The organism is Anaerosporobacter mobilis DSM 15930 (assembly GCF_900142955.1).
Classification (GTDB): domain Bacteria; phylum Bacillota; class Clostridia; order Lachnospirales; family Lachnospiraceae; genus Anaerosporobacter; species Anaerosporobacter mobilis.
This window is the reverse complement of sequence record NZ_FRCP01000006.1, coordinates 127,157-149,538: the sequence shown is the minus strand read 5'-3', so window position 1 is coordinate 149,538 and position 22,382 is coordinate 127,157. Positions and strand designations below refer to the sequence as shown.

General features: G+C 39.0%; 23 protein-coding genes. 20 read left to right on the top strand and 3 right to left on the bottom strand.

Annotated features, from left to right (window positions below; all coding sequences use genetic code 11):
* Positions 1-68: 68 nt before the first annotated feature.
* The 5 genes from BUB90_RS03490 (at position 69) to BUB90_RS03470 (ending at position 3,937) form a co-directional block, all read left to right on the top strand.
* The gene (locus BUB90_RS03490; RefSeq protein ID WP_073283759.1) at positions 69-1,058 is read left to right on the top strand and encodes an AIR synthase family protein; all 990 of its coding nucleotides are present in this window, start codon (positions 69-71) and stop codon (positions 1,056-1,058) included.
* An 81-nt stretch (positions 1,059-1,139) separates the two neighbouring features.
* On the top strand, positions 1,140-1,622 hold the full coding sequence (locus BUB90_RS03485; protein ID WP_073282879.1) for an Lrp/AsnC family transcriptional regulator: 483 nt from the start codon (positions 1,140-1,142) through the stop codon (positions 1,620-1,622).
* On the top strand, positions 1,619-2,788 hold the full coding sequence (locus BUB90_RS03480; protein ID WP_073282876.1) for an aminotransferase class I/II-fold pyridoxal phosphate-dependent enzyme: 1,170 nt from the start codon (positions 1,619-1,621) through the stop codon (positions 2,786-2,788). Before BUB90_RS03485 ends, BUB90_RS03480 begins: the two co-directional genes overlap by 4 nt.
* A 126-nt stretch (positions 2,789-2,914) precedes the next feature.
* On the top strand, positions 2,915-3,373 hold the full coding sequence (locus BUB90_RS03475) for a chemotaxis protein CheX (RefSeq protein WP_084139065.1): 459 nt from the start codon (positions 2,915-2,917) through the stop codon (positions 3,371-3,373).
* Positions 3,374-3,433: 60 nt separating this feature from the next.
* Positions 3,434-3,937: a tRNA (cytidine(34)-2'-O)-methyltransferase gene (locus tag BUB90_RS03470; protein WP_073282873.1), complete on the top strand. Its 504-nt coding sequence runs from the start codon at positions 3,434-3,436 to the stop codon at positions 3,935-3,937.
* 177 nt (positions 3,938-4,114) lie between these two features.
* Here the strand turns inward: BUB90_RS03470 and BUB90_RS03465 are convergent, their stop codons facing one another.
* The 3 genes from BUB90_RS03465 to BUB90_RS03455 are packed head-to-tail and all read right to left on the bottom strand — an operon-like array spanning position 4,115 to position 8,647.
* On the bottom strand, positions 4,115-5,527 hold the full coding sequence (locus BUB90_RS03465) for a sensor histidine kinase (protein ID WP_073282870.1): 1,413 nt from the start codon (positions 5,525-5,527) through the stop codon (positions 4,115-4,117).
* The gene (locus BUB90_RS03460; RefSeq protein WP_073282866.1) at positions 5,527-6,249 is read right to left on the bottom strand and encodes a response regulator transcription factor; all 723 of its coding nucleotides are present in this window, start codon (positions 6,247-6,249) and stop codon (positions 5,527-5,529) included. Before BUB90_RS03460 ends, BUB90_RS03465 begins: the two co-directional genes overlap by 1 nt.
* Positions 6,250-6,265: 16 nt before the next feature.
* Positions 6,266-8,647 (bottom strand): endonuclease MutS2, encoded by a 2,382-nt coding sequence (locus BUB90_RS03455; protein ID WP_073283752.1) that lies wholly within the window; start codon positions 8,645-8,647, stop codon positions 6,266-6,268.
* A 427-nt stretch (positions 8,648-9,074) separates the two neighbouring features.
* On the opposite strand from BUB90_RS03455, the gene BUB90_RS03450 reads away from it, so the two are divergent.
* From BUB90_RS03450 to BUB90_RS03380, 15 genes are all read left to right on the top strand, one after another.
* Entirely contained in the window at positions 9,075-10,391 is a 1,317-nt protein-coding gene (locus BUB90_RS03450; RefSeq protein ID WP_073282862.1) for a S1C family serine protease, read from the top strand.
* Between the two features lie 76 nt (positions 10,392-10,467).
* Positions 10,468-11,409: a 3'-5' exoribonuclease YhaM family protein gene (locus tag BUB90_RS03445; RefSeq protein WP_073282859.1), complete on the top strand. Its 942-nt coding sequence runs from the start codon at positions 10,468-10,470 to the stop codon at positions 11,407-11,409.
* 337 nt (positions 11,410-11,746) lie between these two features.
* Positions 11,747-13,159 carry a 23S rRNA (uracil(1939)-C(5))-methyltransferase RlmD gene (gene rlmD / locus BUB90_RS03440; protein ID WP_073283749.1) on the top strand — a complete coding sequence of 471 codons (1,413 nt, stop codon included), beginning with the start codon at positions 11,747-11,749 and terminating at the stop codon, positions 13,157-13,159.
* A 275-nt stretch (positions 13,160-13,434) separates the two neighbouring features.
* Positions 13,435-13,902 carry a DUF6075 family protein gene (locus BUB90_RS03435; protein ID WP_073282856.1) on the top strand — a complete coding sequence of 156 codons (468 nt, stop codon included), beginning with the start codon at positions 13,435-13,437 and terminating at the stop codon, positions 13,900-13,902.
* Positions 13,902-14,081, top strand: a complete 180-nt coding sequence (locus BUB90_RS03430; RefSeq protein ID WP_073282853.1) for a hypothetical protein — start codon at positions 13,902-13,904, stop codon at positions 14,079-14,081. The genes BUB90_RS03435 and BUB90_RS03430 overlap by 1 nt, the downstream gene beginning before the upstream one ends.
* Before the next feature lie 21 nt (positions 14,082-14,102).
* Positions 14,103-14,888, top strand: coding sequence for a ParA family protein (locus BUB90_RS03425; RefSeq protein WP_002584774.1), 786 nt, complete (start codon positions 14,103-14,105; stop codon positions 14,886-14,888).
* Positions 14,878-15,768 carry a ParB/RepB/Spo0J family partition protein gene (locus BUB90_RS03420; RefSeq protein WP_073282850.1) on the top strand — a complete coding sequence of 297 codons (891 nt, stop codon included), beginning with the start codon at positions 14,878-14,880 and terminating at the stop codon, positions 15,766-15,768. The genes BUB90_RS03425 and BUB90_RS03420 overlap by 11 nt, the downstream gene beginning before the upstream one ends.
* A 17-nt stretch (positions 15,769-15,785) precedes the next feature.
* Entirely contained in the window at positions 15,786-16,889 is a 1,104-nt protein-coding gene (locus BUB90_RS03415; protein ID WP_084139064.1) for a DUF6017 domain-containing protein, read from the top strand.
* Positions 16,890-17,543, top strand: a complete 654-nt coding sequence (locus tag BUB90_RS03410) for a hypothetical protein (protein ID WP_073282843.1) — start codon at positions 16,890-16,892, stop codon at positions 17,541-17,543. It begins immediately after the preceding gene.
* A gap of 51 nt (positions 17,544-17,594) precedes the next feature.
* The gene (locus BUB90_RS03405) at positions 17,595-17,963 is read left to right on the top strand and encodes a hypothetical protein (protein ID WP_073282840.1); all 369 of its coding nucleotides are present in this window, start codon (positions 17,595-17,597) and stop codon (positions 17,961-17,963) included.
* 102 nt (positions 17,964-18,065) lie between these two features.
* The gene (locus tag BUB90_RS03400; protein WP_073282837.1) at positions 18,066-18,638 is read left to right on the top strand and encodes a DUF6434 domain-containing protein; all 573 of its coding nucleotides are present in this window, start codon (positions 18,066-18,068) and stop codon (positions 18,636-18,638) included.
* A gap of 29 nt (positions 18,639-18,667) precedes the next feature.
* Positions 18,668-19,105, top strand: coding sequence for a hypothetical protein (locus BUB90_RS03395; protein ID WP_073282834.1), 438 nt, complete (start codon positions 18,668-18,670; stop codon positions 19,103-19,105).
* Between the two features lie 122 nt (positions 19,106-19,227).
* A complete protein-coding gene (locus BUB90_RS03390; protein WP_073283746.1) occupies positions 19,228-19,764 on the top strand; it encodes a hypothetical protein in 537 nt (178 codons plus the stop codon).
* Positions 19,765-19,955: 191 nt separating this feature from the next.
* Positions 19,956-20,432, top strand: coding sequence for a PcfB family protein (locus BUB90_RS03385; RefSeq protein ID WP_002584831.1), 477 nt, complete (start codon positions 19,956-19,958; stop codon positions 20,430-20,432).
* Positions 20,433-20,527: 95 nt separating this feature from the next.
* Positions 20,528-22,270, top strand: coding sequence for a VirD4-like conjugal transfer protein, CD1115 family (locus BUB90_RS03380; RefSeq protein WP_073283741.1), 1,743 nt, complete (start codon positions 20,528-20,530; stop codon positions 22,268-22,270).
* Positions 22,271-22,382 lie beyond the last annotated feature (112 nt).

Here is a 22,382-nt window from a genome sequence, read left to right as displayed (position 1 = left end):
CGTTGCTTTCTTTCAACCCGTTTTATGTAGCAGTATCATAAGCAAGCTTGTGATATGCATGGATAATGATGAAAGTAGGAAAAATACCAGAAACCGTATTGAAAAGATCGGTATTTAAACAAATTAGGCACAGAAGAGAAGAGGTATTAGTACGACCAGGTGTTGGACTTGATTGCGCTGCTTTAGCCGTTGGTGAGGGCGAAGCAATTGTCCTATCAACAGACCCTATTACAAGCACGGCGAATAATATCGGTGACTTGGCAATCCATATTACGGCGAATGATATCGCGGTAAGTGGTGCTGAGATGATAGGGGTTATGTTAACAATTATTATGCCTGAAAAAGGTCGCGAATCTGACCTACGATTGATGATGCAAAAGATAGAGGCGTGTTGTGCTTCGTTGAATATAGAAGTTATGGGTGGACATACAGAAGTATCTACAGCGGTAAATCAAATTATCGTTACGGTTACAGGAGTAGGTAAGATTGCGAAAGAAAAATTAGCAAATCCACAAAGAATGAGAGAAGGACAGGAAATCGTTATGACAAAATGGGCTGGTTTAGAAGGAACAGCAATCATAGCGAATGAAAAGAAAGAAGAATTATGTACACGATATACTAGTGAGTTTATTGATGGGGCTAGTGAATTAATTAAACATATATCAATTGTAAAAGAAGCGAAAATTGCTTCAGAACATAATGCTATTATGATGCATGATGTGACAGAGGGTGGTATCTTCGGTGCTCTATGGGAAGTTGGGGCAGCTGGTGGTGTAGGTATGGAAATTGACCTAACCAAAATCCCAATGAAACAAGAAACAGTAGAAATCTGTGAATTCTTTGATATTAATCCATATCTATTAATCTCAAGTGGTAGTCTCTTAATTGTAACAGAGCGTGCAAATGAATTGATTGCACACCTAGAAAGAGAGGGTATCCCTGCAACTATTGTTGGAAGAATTACGGATAATAATGAAAGAATAGTAGTTAATGATTATGAAAGACGTTACTTGGAACCACCTAAAGCCGATCAACTATATAAAGCGTTGGGCAAGTAGGAAATTAGTCAATTGCAAAACTTTTTCCTTACAAAAAGTTCTTAATTGACTATAAAAAAGAAAGAATGAAAGGAGTTTATTATGAGACAAAAAATCTTAAAAGCGATTGATAAGAACAGTAAACTTACCAGTAAAGAGTTAGCTAGTATGCTTGGCATGACAGAGGAGATTGTAGAAGCGGAACTTCGAGCTATGGAGAAGGAATCTATTATTTGTGGTTATCCTACACTTATTAATTGGGATAAGGCAGATAATGAGCGTGTTACAGCTTTAATTGAGGTTAAAGTTACACCACAAAGAGGTGAAGGTTTTGATAAAATAGCAGAACGAATCTATAAGTTTGAAGAAGTAGAATCTGTATATCTAATGTCTGGCGGATTTGATTTGACGGTAATCATTGACGGTAAAAGCATGAGAGAAGTTGCTAACTTTGTCTCTAGTAAACTCGCGCCAATGGACTCGGTACTTAGTACAGCAACTCATTTTGTTCTGAAAAAATACAAAGAACATGGTATTGAACTGGATAATAAGAAAGTTGACGAAAGGATGTTGGTGACACCATGAGAAATCCATTATCAAATAAAGTTGTTGATATTCAGCCTTCAGGCATTCGTAAATTCTTCGATATTGTAAGTGAGATGAAAGATGCCATATCATTAGGAGTTGGCGAACCTGATTTTGATACCCCATGGCATATTCGAGAAGAAGGAATCTATTCCCTAGAAAAGGGAAGAACATTCTATACTTCGAATGCTGGTTTGAAAGAATTAAAAATTGAAATATGCAATTACATAAATCGTAAATGTCGTGTTAAATATGATTTTAATAAAGAAGTTATGGTAACCGTTGGTGGTAGTGAGGCAATTGATATAGGTCTTCGTGCAATGTTAGATCCAGGGGATGAAGTACTAATTCCACAACCTTGCTATGTATCCTATGTACCATGTGTTAAATTGGCTGACGGTGTTCCTGTAATTATAGAATTGAAAGAAGAGAACAACTTCAAGTTAACGAAGCAAGAATTATTAGATGCAATTACTGATAAGACTAAGGTATTAATACTACCATTTCCTAATAACCCAACTGGTGCAATTATGGAATATGAAGATTTGGTGGATATCGCTGAGGTCGTGAGAGAGCATGATTTGTATGTTATGTCTGATGAAATCTATTCAGAACTTACTTATGGAAGACAACATATGTCTATAACATCACTTCCTGGAATGAAAGAAAGAACTATACTAATTAATGGTTTTTCGAAGTCTTACGCAATGACAGGATGGCGTTTAGGTTATGCATGTGCGCCTGAAATTATTATGGAACAGATGATTAAGATACATCAGTTTGCTATTATGTGTGCACCTACAACTAGTCAATATGCTGCAGTTGAGGCATTACGTAACGGAGATAATGATGTTTTATTGATGAAAGAAGCATATGATGCAAGAAGACGATTCTTGATTGATGAATTAAGAAGAATAGGCTTTGATTGTTTTGAACCATATGGCGCTTTTTATGTGTTCCCAAGTATTAAAAAGTTCGGTATGACTTCGGAAGAGTTTGCTGAAACATTATTGAGAGAAGAGAAAGTTGCAGTTGTTCCAGGTACTGCTTTTGGTGAATGTGGGGAAGGTTTTCTTCGTATATCTTACGCCTATTCCATTGAAAACCTTAAAGTGGCGTTAGAGAGAATTGAAAACTTTGTAAATAACCATAAACTAAATAAATAGAATCTAATATCGAATTGGTCATATTTGTAAGGAATCTGAGAATTCTTTCTTTGATATTGTTGATAATACTTGAATTATGCAACTTAAGTATGATAATATTAAAGTACTAACTTGGGAGGAATGTATATGGGTGATTTGAATGCAGATTTTGTCAATCCATTTTTGTTATCAGCTACCAAAATATTAAAGGATATGTGCTTTGTTGATACGAAGATTGGTAAGCCCTATATTAGGGATAATATAGATAATGATAGTGTAATTATTATGTTAGGTATTACAGGGCAACTACGTGGACAAGTAGTGATTTTACTAAATCAATTGGCGGCCTGCGATTTAGCAAGTAAGATGATAATGATGCCAGTTTCAGAGATAGATGAGCTTTCTGGAAGTGCTATTTGTGAACTTGGGAATATGATTTTAGGGAATGCTGCCACTGTATTTTCTACAAAAGGTTTAGCGATAGACATTACACCACCTTCTTTGTGTATAGGGAAAATGGCATTCATGAATGTTAGCAAATCCATCTGTGTACCATTATCCTATGATGATGATAAAGTAATTGAATTAAATATCGGTATTGTATAAAAGAATTACTATTCTCCCGAGATATTTGTGGCTGAATAATAGCTAAAAGGAGACTGTTTAATGTTTAATATTATATTACATGAACCGGAAATACCTGCGAATACAGGTAATATAGGAAGAACTTGTGTTGCTACAGGAGCCAAACTTCATCTTATTGGACCACTTGGGTTTAGTTTAGATGAGAAACAATTAAAACGTGCAGGACTGGATTATTGGAAAGATCTTGATGTAACGGTTTATGATGATTTCGATGATTTCATGAAGAAAAATCCTGATGCGAAGATTTATATGGCTACAACGAAAGCAGTACATGTATATAGTGAAGTACAATATGAACCAGACTGTTTTATTATGTTTGGCAAGGAAAGTGCAGGGATACCTGAAGATATTCTATTGCAGTATAAGGATACAGCAATCCGTATTCCGATGATTGGAGATATTCGCTCTCTTAATCTTTCGAATTCGGTAGCAATTGTATTGTATGAAGCAGTTCGTCAGAATAACTTTTCGCACATGCAGTTAGAAGGACATCTTCATCACCACTCATGGAGCGAAGCAGAATAGACATAAGCTAATGTAATTAAAAACAACCTCAAAAGTTGTGTTCCAGTGGCAAATATGAAATATTCGCTATAGGAATTGGGTTTTTGAGGTTGTTTTTTTGATGGTTGTATGTTGTTTATTTGAAACCTTAATAATTCATTTATTGATGTAACCGTTTGTTTGTATTACTAATTTTTATTATTTTGTCTTAGGCAAGGAGAAGATGAATTCCGTACCAACATTCTCTGTACTGATTACATTAATGTTTTCATTATGAGCATTGATGATTTCTTTGGTTATGGAAAGTCCAAGTCCAGTGCCTTTCTTATCCTTACCTCTTGAAGTATCCAATTTATAAAAACGCTCCCATATCTTTTTGATAGAATCCTTTGGAATTCCTATACCATAATCTTTAACCGCAACGAATACTTTATCACCTTTTACTTCTGAGGAAACCTTAATGTTAGAGTTTTGGTGAGAGAATTTAATTGCGTTGTCTATTAGGTTGTAGAGAACTTGTTGAATCTTACCAAGGTCAGCGTCTACGAATGTTTCACGATCGGAAAACACTAGTTTGAAGGAAATCTTTTTCTTGGTACATATGCCTTCAAAGGTAGCAGCTGTTTGTTTGATGATATGATTGATATCAAAGGAAGTAATTTCTAAGATTTTTCCGTTATTATCGAAGGTATTAAGTGCTAGGAGATTAGTAGTAAGCTTAGTTAGTCGCTCTGTTTCAAACAAAACGATACCTAGATATTTGTCTTGCATCTCGGTGGGAATTGTTCCATCTTGTATCGCTTCAATATAACCTTTTATTGAGGTTAACGGAGAACGAAAATCATGAGAGATGTTTGCAACGAATTTCTTCTGATAATCATCAAGACTATTTAACTCACTAGCCATATACGTAACAGCATCAGATAGTTCTTTGTATTCATCGGTAGTTTGAATATTAAGAGGATAATCAAAGTGCCCAGAGGAATACTCAACGGCTGCTTTGATGACTTTCTTTAATGGTCGTACCGTTAAGTAATAGATGTACATGAATACGAAAATCATCAAAATTAAGAAGAGCAAGAAGCATATATTGATGATATCCATATAGTATATACTGTCATGCTTAATCGAGGATAAAGGAGTAAGCATAACAATATAACCACGTATTTGGTATTTATAAGAAATCGGGTACACCACACTTAACATCGGTTCGGCTAAAATACCTGAAAAATACGTATTATCTGAAAATGTTCGTGTTAAGAAGTTAGGATCTAGTTCATTCAGATTGATTTGTGTATCCGAATAAGTGGAGCGAGTATCCATTGTGATCGTCCCATTCTTATTAACAATCCAGATGCGAGTATTCAAGAAAGTATCAATCGTTTTAAGCTGTGTTAATACAGTTTGCGTTAGTTGTGGGGAAGAATTGTAGTAATAATTCCCCATATATTCAGATGCAATGGTAGAAGCTTCGTTGTGAAGAAGTGTTTTCTGACGTTCTACAAGACTCTGTTTTAGACGATTAACTCCATATGTATTCAGAAGTGTGAACATGGAAATCGCAACTACAAAATAGCAGACTAATAGCTTAAACAGCAAAGTTCGCTTCATTAGTTCTTCACCTCGAATTTATAGCCAATACCCCAGACAGTGGCAAGGCTCCAGCTTGTATGATCTTTGATCTTCTCTCGAAGTCGCTTAATATGCACATCAACAGTACGAGTATCTCCGATGTATTCATATCCCCAGATATGGTCAAGTAACTGTTCTCTAGTAAATACCTGATTTGGATGGGAAGCTAAGAAGTAGAAAAGTTCTAATTCTTTTGGAGGCATATCAATGGTATTGTTATAGTAGGTAACAGAATAATTGGATAGATTAATAAGTAGGTCTGGATACTCTACATAATCACCTGTCGGTGGGATAGCAGATGATACAGTTTGTGGTGCAGTAGCAACAACTGGATGAAAACGACGTAGAACCGCCTTTACCCTTGCAACAAGCTCTTTTGAATCAAATGGTTTGATCATATAGTCATCAGCACCTAATTCAAGACCAAGTACTTTATCAAAGATTTCTCCTTTCGCAGATAACATGATAATAGGGACGTTTGAGGTCTTACGTATCTCACGGCATACTTCATAGCCATCGATACCTGGAAGCATCAAATCTAGGAGAATAAGTCCAGGTTGATACGAATGGAATTTCTCGATAGCCTCTTCCCCATCATTAACAATTAGTGTATCAAAGCATTCTTTGAGCAAATATAGTGAGATTAACTCCGCAATATTGGCATCATCATCTACTATTAAGATCTTTTGTTTTTCTGCCATGACATTTCCCCCCTATTTATTTCTTGAATTCTACAATAGTTACACCTTGATCACCTTCACCGAATGTACCTAAACGATAGGAATCTACGTATTTTAATTTTTTCAAATGTTGGTGAACGGCATTCTTAAGTGCCCCGGTTCCTCTACCGTGGATAACCGTTACTTGAGGAAGATGAGCTAGGTATGCATCATCAAGATATTTATCCAATTCTGGTAATGCTTCATCTACTGTTTTACCAATTAGATTCACACTAGTACTAATGTTGTAGCTCTTTGCCATCTTAATCTTACCGCTACCCGTTTTCTTAAGAGTAGGTGTTGTGATTACAGGCTCATCAATGAGTTCGAGATCCTTGATATTAACTTGTGACCTTAAGATACCCATCTGTACGAACAAATCGCCTTTGGCGTTAGGTAAAGTACTAACGGTTCCTTTCAGTCCAAGGCTAAGGACATTAACGGCATCGCCAATACGAAAATCTTTGGCTTTGTGTACTTTAGAAGGTTTTGCCTTATTCTTTAGAGCGAGTTTTGACTCGGCTGCATTCAGTTTATTACGTAATAGACCACGTTCGTCTTCCATAGCTTTGCCAAGACCGCTTTCTTTTGTCCATTTGTTATATTTCTTAATGGTTTCATCAGCGAATTCTTTCGCATCGGCAAGAATATTACGTGCTTCTTCATTCGCTTCGCGAAGGATACGTTCTTTGGCATTATCGAGTTTCTCTTGTTTCTCGGATAATTTCAGTTTTAATTCAGCGGCTTCTTCTTTGAGAAGAGCAATTTCTTCTCGTTCTTTTTCAATTGTGATTCGACTTTGCTCTAAATCACTAATCACATCTTCAAAACTCTTATCTTGGCTATCGATACGGCTCTTCGCATCATCAATAATATAATCAGGTAATCCAAGTTTGCTGGAGATTGCAAAGGCATTACTCTTACCAGGAACGCCTATTAATAAACGGTATGTTGGTCGTAAGGTTTCTACGCTGAATTCACAACAAGCATTCTCAACACCTGGCGTAGATAAGGCAAAGATCTTAAGTTCACTGTAGTGAGTGGTAGCCATAGTACGAATATCTTGGTTATGAAGATACGATAGGATAGACATTGCAAGTGCAGCACCCTCAGTAGGGTCAGTACCAGCACCTAACTCATCGAATAATACTAAACTGTTTGGCGTAGCATTCTTAATGATATTAATGGTATTCGTCATATGAGAGGAGAAAGTACTTAGGCTTTGTTCAATACTTTGCTCATCACCGATATCTGCATATACCTCTTCAAAGACAGCAAGTTCGGAACCATCAAAGGCTGGAATATGAAGACCGGATTGCCCCATAAGAGTGAATAGACCTACGGTTTTAAGAGAAACGGTCTTACCCCCAGTATTTGGACCTGTTACGATCAATAGATTGAACTCATCTCCTAGGTGTATATCAATTGGAACCACTTGCTTTGGATCAATGAGTGGATGACGACCCTTTTTAATATTCACATAGCCTTTTGTGTTAAATATAGGCTCAGAGGCTTTCAATTGTTTCGATAGATACGCTTTAGCAAAGATAAAGTCTAACTCTGTAAGAATAGTAATATCATCAGTAAGTTTTTCTGTTTCAAGGGCAATAGTAGCACTGAGTTCTGCTAATATACGTTCAATCTCATCTTGTTCCTGAGACGCTAGCTCTCTTAAGTCATTGTTTAATTTAACAACTGCCATTGGTTCGATGAAGAAGGTAGAACCAGTTGAAGATTGGTCATGAACCATACCCTGAAATTGACCTTTGTATTCGGAACGAACAGGTAGACAGTAACGTCCATTACGCATGGTAATGATGTTCTCACGTAACATAGATTTCGTAGTTTGAGAACTAACGATGGAATTTAGTTGTTCACGAATCTTTTCATTTGTGTTCTTGATAGTACGTCGAATGTGTTTTAGCGTTGAGCTAGCATCATCACTCATCTCTTCTTCTGATACGATACAACGCTTGATTTCATTGTTGATCGGAGAGAGTGGTTCGAGTAAGGAAAAGCGCATATCCAGTGTATCTGGCTCGACTTCGTCACTTTCATTTCTAGAGAAAGCTTTCACACGTAATGCGACATCAAGAACGGAGCTGATTTGTAAGAGTTCACCCATTCCTAGAGTAGAACCGATTTCCAGTCTCTTGATTGAGCCACGAATATCCTTTAATCCCGAGAAAGAGATACTTCCTTTTTGTAGGATTCTTGTTAGTGCATCAGAAGTTTCTTTCTGTGCATTTGTAATGTCTTCTAAGTTATTCATTGGTAACAGTTTACTACATCTTTCCTTACCAAGGGTAGAACCAGCATACTGAATTAATTTATCAATAATTTTATTATATTCTAATGTTTTTATCGCTTTGGTATTCAAAACTATATCCATGCATCTCGCAAGCATGCTTGCTTACTGCTTCCGTAAACAGATTGAAAGATTGCAGTGCATGGCTCCTCTCTAAATATTCTTTCAATCTTATGTTGTTAGTATTAGTATTCCTTACAGAACTCACAGGTATTCTGTATGTATAGGATAGTTCGACTAAGAGTTTAATACGTGCCGACGAACTAGTTATATTTTACATGATGTGGGACGAAATGAAAACTATTAAATTATTAAAATAGCGTTATTCTTATAATGTTAAAAAATCAATTAACATTTTATTCATAGAGTGTTCACAAGTAAATGATAAAATGGTAAAATATTAGAAATGGTTTAAATTAATTAAGGCTACCAAGTGTCGCTGAATTGGAACTAAATTGATAAATTAGCTACTTTTAACGGGAGTTTAAGGAGAAGTAATATGCCAAAGGATAAAAGAATTAGCCCTATTGTGGAACAAAAGGAGTTTAATTTCATTCAGGAACACATTATTCCCAAAAAGACTTGGAAAAATGTAATGGGAAGTGTAGTGAAAACAATATTGTTAGCAATACTATTTGGACTTGTAAGTAGTATTGTTATTTGTGTTACCTATCCTTATGTTAAGAATGTGCTTAAGGATGATGAAGAAGGAAGACTATCAAGTCTTACAAAGCATCTGAATCCGATTAGAATCGCATCAATAATACCAGAGTTTAAGGGAGAACAAGCAACAAGCACAATTGTTATGGAAAATGTAGTGGATATTACGCTAGAGGATTACAAGAATCTCTACAAGGAAATAGATAAGGTTGCGGATGAATCGAATCGTTTTGTTGTTGCTGTGACAAGTATTGTAAACAGTGTAGATTGGTTGCAAAATCCATCTGAAAGATCAGATATAACGTCGGGAATTATTATTCATGAATCCGCAGATATGAAAACATTATCAATCTTAGTACGTTATAGCAAAATTAAAGAAGTGAATAGAATTAGTGTGACATTCGATGCCGATAATGTTGTTGAAGCTAAATTAGCAAGTTATGATAGTAAGCTTGATTTAGCCATTATCAAAGTTGAAACGTCTGAACTATCCCAGAAGGTAAAACATACAATTAAAGTAGCAACGTTTGGGGAATCCATAAGCTCCTCTGTGGGTGATCCAATTATTGCTGTTGGAAACCCTAACGGCTATCCTTATTCTAGGGAATATGGTATTATTACAGGAAAGACAACCAGTGCGTTTATCACAGATAATAGAATCGACCTATTCAACACGGATATTACAGATAATTCGAATGGAGATGGAGTTATCGTAAACTTACGTGGTGAAGTGATTGGAATTATCACGCACAAATTCAAGAATGATCTGAATGGGAATATTAATACAGTACTATCAATTACAAGAATTAAATCAATTATAGACGATCTTGTTTCTGGTCGGGATCGTACGTACCTTGGAATCACTGGAACGGATTTGACGGATGAAAGTGCACGTAGTCTTGATGTCAATAATGGTGTATATGTGAATGAAGTTGAGACAGAATCACCCGCGTTAGGAGCAGGGTTACAAACAGGTGATGTCATACTTAAGATTGATGACAGTACAATTATCTCTATGGCACAACTTAATACAATAATCTCTTCGTATCAACCAGGAGATGAAATTACGATAGTTGTAAAACGAACAACGAATACGACTGGAGAAGAAGACAAAGAGATGACATTCCGTGTGCAGTTGCATAAGAAAAAGAATTAAGGTATAATAGCAGAATAGATGAATTTAATACAGAATATACGAGAGTATATTATATTTAGAGAGGCTAGGTAGTTAGATGAGATATATTAATGAGTTACGTGAAGGTGAGATGTTATCAGAAACTTATCTATGTAAATCAAAACAATCATTAAAAACAAAAGCGGGAAAGAGTTATTACTCGTTACTTTTACAAGATAAGACAGGCACACTTGACGCGAAAGTTTGGGAATTATCCAATGGTATAGAGAATTTTGATTCTATGGATTACATTCATATTGAAGGACAAATTACAAGCTTTCAGAATACTCTTCAGCTCAATATAAAGAGGGTTCGTAAAAGCCAAGAAGGCGAGTACGATCCAAGTGATTTTGTACCAACAACAACGAAGAATATAGATGAGATGTATAATGAAATCCTTACTATAATATCAAAGATGACAAATCCTTATTTAAGCAAGTTAGTGAATAGCTTCTTTGTTGAAGATAAAGAGTTTATCAAAGCATTCAAATACCATTCCGCAGCTAAGACGGTGCATCACGGTTTTGTAGGTGGATTAGTAGAACATACACTTGGTGTTACGAAACTATGTGAATACATGGCGGCTAATTATCCGTTAATTAATCGTGATTTGTTAATAAGTGCAGCATTATTCCATGATCTTGGTAAATTAGATGAAATCTCAACATTCCCTGAGAATGATTATACAGATGACGGACAATTATTAGGACATATCTATATTGGAACAGAGAAAGTTGGAGCTATAATTAGGACTATACCGAATTTCCCTAAGAGTCTTGAGAATGAATTAAAGCACTGTATCTTATCTCACCATGGAGAATTAGAATATGGTTCGCCGAAGAAGCCGGCTTTAATAGAAGCTGTGGCACTTACGTATGCAGATAATACGGACGCGAAGCTACAAACAATGATTGAAATCCTTAATGGAGCAGATGATAAGTCGGAGTGGTTAGGATATAATAAATTCTTTGAATCAAATATAAGAAGAAGTAGTAAATAATAAAAAGTAGTTAACTCAAACTTCGGGCTTGAAGATTTGGAGGAGTAGCTAACTGTTATAGTAGAAAAGAAATAATAGTTATAGAATTGTATGCAATGTGCTCTCATCTCTATAATAGGTGTTTGCGAAATTCTCGCAATTACCTAAGCTTTATAATAAAGAGAGGTGAGAGCACTTGTTGCGTGTTAATAATGGTAATTATTGGATTATATTTGCTACAAGTGTAACCATAAATGTGGTATAGTTACGAAGAAATGAGATAAGACTGTAGCTAGATAAATCGCCTTAAGAGGCTGTTAGAGATAAAGAGAGGGTTAAGATGACAAGGAAAAGTAAGATGAGTAAAAATAATGAGTTGAATGCAACACATCTATACAACAAGGATGATGAATTAGAAGTAGTAATCGATGCCCTTGGTTCAGAGGGGGAAGGAATTGCACACATAGATGGATATGCATTATTTATTAAAGATGCAGTAATTGGCGATAAAGTACTCGTTAAGATTATGAAGACTAAGAAGAACTATGGATTCGCAAGATTAATAAATATTATTGAACCTTCTAAGGACCGCGTTGAACCAAGATGTCCAATCGCTAGACAATGTGGAGGTTGTCAGATTCAACATTATGCTTATGATGCTCAGTTAGCTTACAAACAAAACAAAGTGACGGAATGCTTTAAGAGAATTGGACACTTCGGAGATGAAATTGATACAATGATGGAACCAATTATCGGAATGGAAGATCCTTATTATTATCGTAATAAAGCACAATTTCCTGTTGGTAAGAATAAAGAAGGTGAAATCGTTACTGGATTCTATGCAAGTAGAACACATTCCATTATAGATACTTCACACTGCTATATTCAAGCAGAGGTAAATGAAGAACTCTTGAATATTGTGAAAGACTTCATGAAGGAAGAAGAAATTCCACCTTATGATGAAGAGAATCATACAGGATTAGTTCGTCATATCTTAACACGTGTGGGATTCGTTACAGGCGAAATCATGGTATGTATCGTAATTAATGGTAGTAAATTACCTTCTCATGAAAAACTAGTGGATCGCCTAACACAAGTGAAAGGTATGACAAGTATTACGATTAATGTTAATAAGGAAAAATCCAATGTTATTCTTGGACAAAAAGTTAAAACATTGTGGGGGCAAGGTTACATCACTGACTACATTGGAGATATCAAGTATCAGATATCACCATTATCTTTCTATCAAGTAAATCCAGTGCAGACAAAACGTCTCTATGAGACAGCACTTGAATATGCAGATTTGTCTGGTAATGAAATCGTATGGGATCTATATTGTGGAATAGGTACAATATCTCTATTCCTAGCACAGAAAGCAAAGCAAGTTTATGGTGTTGAAATCATTCCTCAGGCAATTGAAGATGCAAAGAAGAATGCGGAGATTAACAATATAGAGAATGCAGAGTTTTTCGTAGGGGCAGCAGAATATCTAATGCCTGAGAAGTATGAAGAGAGCGAAGGTCAGATGTCAGCGGATGTAGTCGTAGTTGATCCACCACGTAAGGGCTGTGAGGAAGCGTTATTAGAGACAATCGTAAAGATGAATCCTAATAAAGTTGTCTATGTTTCTTGTGATCCAGCTACGCTAGCTAGAGATTGTAGATATCTATGTGACAATGGATTTGAGTTGAAGAGGATACGAGCTGTTGATCAGTTTGGACATACGGGGCATGTGGAGGCTGTGGTAGGACTACAAAGGAAAGATACCTAGAAATCCTTGAATTTACGCACTTTGTGACATTTTTCAGTTTCAATAAAATCGGTGAAAATCATAAGGAAAAGATACTTGTGAAGAAAGTAACCGTAGTTGTGGCATTAGACCTCGATACGGGGAACACAAAAAATCCTGACAATGAAAGTGAATAGTGGACTATCAGATATATTGATAGATTATAGGGATACTTGAATGAGAGTGTCCCTATTTTTTATATTAGGGCATTCCAATAATGGAGTGCTTTTTCAATTTAAAAACAGGAGGAAAAAAGAATGAGTAGTACAGCGTTAGGAGCAGAGAAAGCGAAAAAGATTATTTTTATCAGTGATGCACATGAGAAATTCTACTATGAAAAATTGAAAGAGGTTAGGTATCAGGACGTGTACCACAAAGCACTTGTATATTGTCTTGGTATCAGCAATGACACAAGAAGGAACATTAAAAGCATTTATGATTTTAAGACAGGCTGTGTAAAAACGGAATGCCTGCATGAAGGCTGGCAGACCAACGGGAGTGTAAAAGTAGTTAGGATGGCGTTCAACCTTTATTGCAATGGTACGCCGAGTGTTCTTGATTACGATGATGCGGAGGAACAGGTAGACGAGTGCAAACTTTATACAGTGGAGGAATTATTCTGCTGTGCCTATGCACCCTATTTTTGGCAGGCGATACAGATCAGGTATCCGGAATACGCAACCTATAACCACAGTCTGTACGCCATGTTTGGAGGACAGGATTGATGTTAAAAGTCAGGCTAATGGGAACAAAGAATGATATTAACTGGTTCGGTAAGATTTTGCGGAGAAATCCCAAAATTGAGGTGACGGAGTTTTCCGATTTATTCTCAAATAAGGGAACAAAGAAATATTACCGGGCTTATGTGGAAGTTAAGAAAAGCAATGTAAAAGAAGAACAGTAGATAGCAAAGGAGAATGGAATCATGTGTAAAATAATCGCAATCGCAAACCAAAAAGGCGGTGTCGGCAAGACTACCACCACAAGCAATTTAGGGATAGGACTGGCAAAACAGGGAAAAAAAGTGCTGCTGATTGATGCGGACGCACAGGGCAGTCTGACAGCGAGTTTAGGATATACAGAGCCGGATACTCTGGAAGTCACGCTTGCAACCATTATGGGGGATTTAATCAATGATGAAGAAGTAGAGCCGACAGAAGGTATCCTGCACCACGAGGAAGGGATAGACCTTATGCCGGGGAACATTGAATTGTCCGGTCTGGAAGTTTCCCTTGTGAATGTTATGAGCCGGGAAATGATATTGAGGTCATACATAGAGATAGTCAGGGAGAATTACGATTATATCCTGATAGACTGTATGCCTTCGCTCGGTATGATTACCATAAATGCCCTTGCCTGTGCCGACAGCATTTTGATACCCGTACAGGCGGCGTATCTGCCCGTCAAAGGCTTACAGCAGCTCATTAAGACGGTTGGCAAGGTAAAGCGGAAGATGAACCCGAAACTGGAGATTGAGGGCATATTGCTGACAATGGTGGACAGCCGGACGAACTATGCAAAGGACATCAGCTCCATGCTGAAGGATGCCTATGGAAGCAGCGTAAGGATATTTACAAATATTATCCCCATTTCGGTAAGGGCGGCAGAGATTTCGGCGGAAGGCGTCAGCATTTATAAGCATGATCCAAAAGGGAAAGTAGCGGCGGCTTATGATTCTCTGACAAAGGAGGTGCTTGCAGATGGGCAGTAATAAGAGAGCTGGAAGCGCATCAAAAGTCAGGATAGATAAATTTGAGGATTTATTCGGCGGTTCTGCGGAACAGGAAAGCTCCGCAGAGCAGATTATCAACGCACCTCTTACAGACCTGCATACGTTCAAAGACCACCCTTTCCGGGTGGAAGATGATGAGAAGATGGAGGAAACAACGGAGAGTATCCGCCAGTACGGGGTGCTTGTTCCGGGCATTGCAAGACCGAGGGAGGGCGGCGGCTATGAAATCATAGCCGGACACCGCCGGAAACGTGGTTCAGAGCTTGCCGGAAAGAAGGAAATGCCTGTGATTGTCCGTAATTACACCGATGATGAGGCGACGATTATCATGGTGGATTCCAACATTCAGAGGGAGGACATCTTACCAAGCGAGAAGGCAAGAGCCTATAAGATGAAGTACGAAGCGATGAAGCATCAGGGAAAAAAGTCAGGGAAAAACACCCTTGATGAAGTCGGGGAAGCTGCCGGGGAAAATGCAAAAAAGGTTCAGCGGTATATCTGGCTTTCCCGGCTGTCGGAAGAACTTCTTGCTATGGTAGACAGTAAAAAACTCGGCTTTTCACAGGGGGTGGATATTTCTTTTCTGACGGAGGAAGCGCAGCAATGGGTACAGGCTGTCATAGAGGAAAAAAGCTGCAATATCAGCATGATACAGTCGGCAAAAATCAAGGAATATGGCAAGACCGGGGAGCTTACCCTTGCGATGGTGCGCCTGATACTGACGGAGGAAAAGCCGAAAGAACGCAAGGTGACACTGAAAGCGGATAAAATCAGCGAATATTTTGCGGAGGATTACAGCAGTGAGGAAATAGAGGGCATCATCATTCAGCTATTGGATGAATGGAAGAAAAAACAATAGAGGGGAGGTGCATCAGCGTGGATGGCACGATAAAATTTGACTATTATTATGGCATCGAAGCGGAACAGTTTTCCTTTTACAGAGTTCCAAGGCTGCTGATAAAAGACGCAAGGTTTAAAGAGTTGTCCAGCGATGCAAAGCTCCTTTATGGTCTGATGCTTGACAGGCTGGCATTGTCAATCAAGAATGGCTGGCTTGACGAAGAAAACAGGGTGTATATCCATTACACGCTGGACAACATAATGGAGGATTTGGGATGTGCAAGGGAAAAATGTGCAAAGGTGATTGCGGAGCTTGACAGCAAAAAAGGGATTGGTCTGATCGAGAAGAAAAGGCAGGGATTGGGCAAGCCAGACATTATCTATGTGAAGAATTTTGCGACACTGGATGCCGGGAAAGAGCCGGAAAAGCCGGATAATGCTGACAGTTCCGCAGAAGTTCGGAAACCGAACTTCAAGAGGTTCGATAATCAAACTTCAAGAAGTTCGGAAATCGAACTTCAAGAGATTCGGAAACCGAACTTGCAGGAGTTCGGAAATCAAACTTCAAGAGGTTCGGAAACCGAACTTGCGGAAGTTCGGGAATCGAACCCTAATTATAACAATACTAATTATACTGATTTGAGTTATACCAATCCTATCAATCAATCGGATAGAGAAACAGAAAAACAAGAACCGGGCAAGCCGGATAATGATATGATTGATGGGATGGATGATGCCACTGCCTATATGGAAATCATCAAGGAAAATATTGAGTATGAGCATCACATGAAATACGGTGACTGGAGTGAAAAGGGGCTGTATGAGGAACTTTATGAGGTGATCTGCGAAATTGTATGCGTGAAGCGCAGGACGGTAAAAGTCAACGGGGAAGATTACCCTTATGAGCTTGTAAAATCAAAGTTCCTGAAGCTGAACAGTTCCCATTTGGAGTATGTCATTGGGTGCATGAAGGAAACCACAACCAAGATAACCAATATCAGGGCATACATGGTGACTGCACTTTACAATGCGCCCAATACTATGAATCACTATTACCAGCAGTTAGTACAGCATGATATGTATGGCGGCGGGTGGGAAGAAAAAGGAATGTTCCAGTCTAAAGCGGAAGGAGATGGATAAATGGAATCCATGAGGGATATTGACCGGGCAATGGAACGGGAGGTAGCAAATGGAAGCTGCCCATTAAGGTTTGTGAAGATAGAATTTAGCGATTCCCCTTATCAGGAGATTGCATCAAGAGAAAAGCTGTCAGAGGTGCTGTCCTACCTGTTGCGGATTGGCGATTATGGCAGGTTTGCCGGGAAAGGGACGGGGAATAATGTTTACATGGATATGAAAGGCAGAAAAGCAGCTTTCAAGCGTACCCGCTCTTTTATTGACCGGAATAACATATTTTCCACAATCCGCAGGTATGGGAAGAAAATAAAGCCGGATTTTGACGGGCATACTTATCTGGAAACAGTGCGGTGTTGTTTTGAACTGCCGGAAGGTGAACAGGAAAAGTACCGGGTAACGTATGACGGGCAGGAAACATTTGCTTTGCCTATGTCAGATAAATATATCCTCGGACTTTATACGCACTGTATCTCGGCAAGGCGGGCAGTGCCGGAGGATATGGATATTCCAAACACAGGCTTTTCAGAGAAAGAACGGGGCATTGTTAGTCTGGAGGGAGTGCGTGATGTACTGTTTCAGTGCCTTTTGTTTGACACGATAAAATGCGGGGAGGGGATGCTATATGCTGACCTCTGCACGATTTACTGTTTAAAATAGAATAGATAACTTTTGGACTTTTTGTCCAGAAGTGGATTAGGAGGAACATCTATGGCAGAAAAATATATTACGGAAGAACAGCGGGCAGGATGCCAGAAAGTAGCGGATGCGTTCGCAGAACTGTATGAGCTGACCGATGTGGTGGTGGCAGATGCTGGGCGGTTCGGGTTTGTCCGTCTGCAATGGTTCAGCGAGGGAGAAGGCTTTGATTCGGCAATGGCTTTTTCGGACAGCGGGGAATTGTTTGAGGAACTGTGGCGAATATGGTATGAACATGAAGTTTTAACGCCTGTGTTGGGAACACCGCTTGCGGAGCTTGACTATGACGAAATATTCCAGACGCTTTCCAAAGACAGGCAGGAGGAAATAACGGAGAAAAAGAAGTATTTCCTTGCCCGGTGCAAAGATGCTTTCAGTTAATCACCAGATATGTTTCTTTCCACGAAGTTGTGTTCCCGCTAAAAACAAGCTATAATGGTGCTGACAAATTGGGATTTGATGAACAGTAGAAAAGAGGTATATATGAGTGAAAGACCTGTTTTAGATAGGAATTTAGATAGTAAAACATTTCGTGATTTCTATTATTTGAAAGAGGAATTAGTAAACTTTTGCAGAGAAAATGGAATTCCTGTTTCGGGTGGAAAAATAGAAATAACAGATAGGATTGCATATTTTCTTGATACAGGAAAAATATTGTCTGCTCAAACGGCAAGAAAAAAAGCAATATTAATATCTGATATTAGTGAAGATACAAAAATTGAAGCAAACTTTGTCTGTTCAGAAAAACATAGATCATTTTTCAGAGAACATATTGGAAGCGGTTTTTCATTCAATGTAGCTTTTCAAAAATGGTTAAAAAACAATACGGGGAAAACTTATAAAGAAGCAATTACTGCTTATTATCAAATTCTTGAGGACAAGAAAAAAGGAAAAACAAAAATTGATAAGCAGTTCGAGTATAATTCTTATATTCGAGATTTTTTTGCAGACAATAAAGGAAAATCTTTAGAGGAAGCAATTAAGTGTTGGAAATATAAAAAGCAATTACAAGGACATAATTGCTATGAAAGAACGGACCTTGTTGCAATAGAATAACATCTTCAAGTTTATGGAGGAACGCACTTATGGATTTTAACTGGATTAATGTAGGCAATCTGGTGGTTATAATGTGTCTTATTGCAATCAACGTGATTGCCGTTAGAAAGAAAGTTTCTGAAAGTTTTTGCAGTAAATATCCGGTTATAAATATTTTTGAGCAAATTGGAAGATACGGAAGTATGGCTTTTATGATCTTTCCTGCTTTTACAAAAGGCTGGAAATTTGGCTTTATGTCTGTAATGGAAATGCTTATTTGGATGTGCAGTACAGTTCTGCTTTTAGCTATTTATGGTTTGCTCTGGATAAAAAAGTCCTCTGGTGGTGTTGGCATTCTTTATGGACTGGCAATTGTTCCTGTTATTTTATTCCTGCTGAACGGTATTTTACTTAGGCACGTTGCGTTGGTTGCGGCTTCATTGATTTTTGGAGTTTTTCATTTTACAATTATTAAGGAAAATGTATGATCCAGTGTCAGATTCTAATTTATAGAGTAATTAATGGGAACGCTTTTCAGAAAGGGAGATATTTTTACAATCCCAGAGCATTTTCTGTTAAAATAGACCGTATCAGGATAAAGGCAGGAGTGATGCGTTTGGGAAACAGGAAGCGGCTGAAAAGGGTGGACAGGACATATAAAGACTTAAAGCAGAAACAGAAAGCGAAGATAGCGGACGGTATGTTTGAAAAGACCTGTGATTATTACAGGGAGCATGGCAGGATGCCGGAAGGAGAGGACTGCGAGAAGATTGCAGGGCAGATTTATCAGAGGGTAAAGGGGATAGCGGAAAAGGCTTCCTTTGATGAAATATACAGTCTGTATCTTTACCGGCTTCCACGCTATGAAGTGCGGATAGCGGAGAATGGGATTCCCGAAAAGAAAGAAAAGAAGAAAGATGATGCGGATAAGCCAAAAGTGAAGCGGAAAGGCATGAGCAAAAAGGTATGCCCGAACTGCGGCAGGAAGATGAAACAGCAGTTTATCGGCTTGCAGCACTGTAAATGCGGCATGAGCTGGAAGAAGGATATAGGATATTTTGAGCGTACCGGGGATATGGTCTTTGCTCTGGAACGCCGGAAAGTAGGGAAAAAGACGAAACAGTGTCCGGTGATCCGGTACAGGTAAATTAAATATGGGAAACAGCGTAAGGGCAGTTATAGACCGGAAACAGTGGTTTGTAACTGCCCTTTTTGTGTTTATGGAACTTTTGGACTTTTTGTCCAGAAGTGGAAAGGAGCGTTTATGAAATATCTGATTCACAGGCTGTACGTCCCACCCTGACGGGGGTACAGCAATAAAGAAGAAGGAGGAAAACCATGCAGGAGGAAGTGACACAAAAAACGATTGCCCTTGTGTTTAAATCTTCCCGGCTGACTACCGACGTGCTGAAAAAGGCAATGAAGATGTATCTGGAACACCGGAAACAGGGAAAACAGGCATCACATGGGAAAATGTCAGTGAAAGATCTGGTCGGTCAGGGTATGGGTGCTTCGAGCATTGAGGTGACGGATAACAACATCAAGTCTTTTGAGAAAGTGGCAAAAAAATACAACGTGGATTTTGCTGTGAAGAAAGATAAGACGGTTGCACCGCCGAAGTACATGGTATTTTTCAAGGGCAAGGATGCCGACGTGATTACGCAGGCATTTAAGGAATTTGTAAAAGTTAATGAGAAAAAGCATGACCGCATCTCCGTAAAGGAGAAGCTGGCAGAGTTCCGGGAGCAGTTAGGGAAAGACAAAAACCGGGAGCGGGCAAGGGAACACCAGAAGGACAGGGGGCAGTCATTATGAGTAAAATCGTAGAAGGCATTGCCAAAGACCTAAAATCCATTCCCGAAAAGCTCAAGACAAAGACAGGGAATGTGGATAAAAAGAAACTTCTCCTTATGAACCTGCCTTATGTGCTTGCCGGGTATTTCTGCGACAAAATAGCGTGGCTGTGGCGGGTATCGCCGGGGCAGGACGCTTCCGCAAAGATGATGGCGGTCATGGCGGGAATGGAGGACTTATTTTCTAACCCGTTACCGAGTTTTTACCCAAAAGATTTGCTGATAGGAGCAGGGTGCGGCGTTGCGCTCCGTCTTGTGGTGTATTTCAAAGCCAAAAATGCCAAGAAATTCCGGCATGGAATGGAGTACGGTTCTGCAAGGTGGGGAAACGCAAAGGATATAGAGCCTTATGTCGATCCGGTCTTTGAGAACAATGTGCTGCTTACAGAAACGGAAAGGCTGATGATGTCAGGCAGACCAAGACAGCCGAAGTATGCTAGGAATAAAAATATCCTTGTTATCGGCGGCTCCGGTTCCGGCAAGACAAGATTTTTTGTAAAACCGAACCTGATGCAGATGCACTCAAGCTATGTTGTCACTGATCCGAAAGGCACTGTGTTAGTCGAGTGCGGAAAAATGCTCTTAAAGAACAATTACCGGGTAAAAGTGCTGAATACCATTAACTTCAAGAAGTCCATGCACTACAATCCTCTCGTTTATATCCGGAGCGAGAAGGACATTTTGAAACTTGTAAACACAATCATTTTAAACACCAAAGGGGAGGGACAGCAATCCGGCGAGGATTTTTGGGTGAAAGCCGAAAAGCTCTACTATACCGCACTGATCGGGTACATCTGGTATGAGTGCGTGGAGGAAGAACAGAATTTTACCACCCTGCTTGACATGATAAATGCAAGCGAAGCGAGGGAGGATGACGAGGAATTTAAAAATCCTGTCGATTTGATGTTCGATGAGCTGGAGGAAAGAGAGCCGGAACACTTTGCAGTCAAGCAGTATAAAAAATACAAACTGGCGGCGGGCAAGACAGCGAAAAGTATCTTAATTAGCTGTGGCGCACGTTTAGCGCCCTTTGACATCAAGGAGCTGCGTGACCTGACAAGCTATGACGAGTTGGGACTTGATATGTTAGGAGATGAAAAGACAGCGTTGTTTGTCATTATCTCCGATACGGACGATACATTTAACTTCATTGTATCAATCATGTACACGCAGCTTTTTAACCTGCTCTGTGACAGGGCAGACGATGTGTATCATGGAAGGCTGCCTGTCCATGTACGCTGCTTACTCGATGAGTTTGCGAACATCGGGCAGATACCAAAGTTTGAGAAGCTGATTGCTACAATCCGCAGCCGGGAAATATCAGCTTCCATTATTTTGCAGTCGAAGTCGCAGCTTAAAGCGATTTATAAGGATAACGCCGACACCATTGAAGGGAATTGTGATACCACCTTATTCCTCGGAGGGAAGGAAAAGACCACCTTAAAAGAGATGGCGGAAATTTTGGGTAAAGAAACAATAGACCTTTACAATACCTCGGATACAAGGGGTACGTCGCAGTCCTACGGTCTGAACTACCAAAAGACCGGGAAAGAGCTTATGAGCCAAGATGAGATTGCGGTCATGGACGGGGGCAAGTGCATCATGCAGCTTAGAGGGGTAAGACCATTCTTCTCCAATAAGTTTGACATTACGAAGCACAAGCAGTACAAGCTCCTGTCCGACTATGACGAGAAGAACGCTTTAGACATCGAAAAATATGTAAAAAACCTGTGCAGGGCAAAAGTCAGGGACAATGACACCGTTGATGAGGTGGAGGATGCGGGCGTTCTTGAAGCATGACAACTGAATACTGAAAAACTGAATATGGAACTTGTAAACCAGTCACAGAACTTTTGGACAAAAAGTCCAGAAGTGGAACGGAGTTTTGAATGTACTTGGGAAAGGACAAAAA